Below are 925 nucleotides of genomic sequence, written 5' to 3' on the forward strand. Positions count from 1 at the left end.
GCGCCGGGATGCGTTATTTAATCTGGTTGTTATTCAGGCCGGTATTCCGTTGCACCGGCCTCGTTCTGTCAAACAGGCCAGAGAAGTGGCTGACGGTATTCTCAGGCGTGTCTGAACCGGAAGTGAGGGCATTAACACCAGTCTTCCAGACGAAGGCCGGCGATACGTTCAAACTCCCGGGTATTGTTTGTGACCACAATGAGTCCCCGGCTGCGGGCATGACCGGCAATCATCTGGTCAAATGGTCCCACCGGACGTCCCTGACGGGCGAGCTCAGCACGGATCTGACCGGTATGTGTGGCAGCAGCGCAGTCATAATCCAGTACGTCAAGACGCGAAATAAATCCTTCGATAATCGCGAGATTACGCTCCGGAAACTGACTTTTTTCAGCACCGTATACCAGTTCCATCACGGTCACTGAGCTGATGCACATTCGCCCTGTATTCAGATTGAAACGCTCCCGGATATGCGCTGGTTTATTTTTGATGGTGAAAATACAGATATTGGTATCCAGCATGAATTTCAGCATCAGAACGACTCCCTTTCCTGTACAGCGGGTTGTTCTCTGTCATTCATGAAATCTGCGCTGACACTATCGCCATCGAACCAGCTGTCCCAGGACTCTCCTGCCGGGGTAATGATCCGGGTACGGCCAACAGCAATAACGTCGACTTTTTTTACGTCTTCAGGCAGGGCTACAGCCTTCGGCAGCCTGACTGCCTGACTCCGGTTACTGAGAAATACGGTTGTTTCCATGAGGCACCTCACTATGGATATACGTGATGTATATCCATAGTGAGGTGTGATGTGGGATATGTCAATGGTATATCCCGTTTAATAATTAACAGGCTTTTCATCGTTTTTGTTCTTTAACAATCGGGCGTCCCTATGAGTTCAACCAAACATATCACGCAGGGTGGGCAG

General features: G+C 50.2%; 2 protein-coding genes. Both read right to left on the reverse strand.

What is annotated here, in order from left to right:
* Window positions 1-131: 131 nt before the first annotated feature.
* Window positions 132-530 (reverse strand): type II toxin-antitoxin system tRNA(fMet)-specific endonuclease VapC, encoded by a 399-nt coding sequence (gene vapC / locus EQY_RS0123895; RefSeq protein ID WP_000911308.1) that lies wholly within the window; start codon window positions 528-530, stop codon window positions 132-134.
* Window positions 530-757 (reverse strand): toxin-antitoxin system antitoxin VapB, encoded by a 228-nt coding sequence (gene vapB, locus EQY_RS0123900; RefSeq protein ID WP_000450523.1) that lies wholly within the window; start codon window positions 755-757, stop codon window positions 530-532. Before vapB ends, vapC begins: the two co-directional genes overlap by 1 nt.
* Window positions 758-925: the final 168 nt, after the last annotated feature.

Origin of the sequence: Escherichia sp. TW14182 (genome assembly GCF_000208525.1) — a bacterium.
Taxonomy (GTDB): Bacteria; Pseudomonadota; Gammaproteobacteria; order Enterobacterales; family Enterobacteriaceae; genus Escherichia; species Escherichia ruysiae.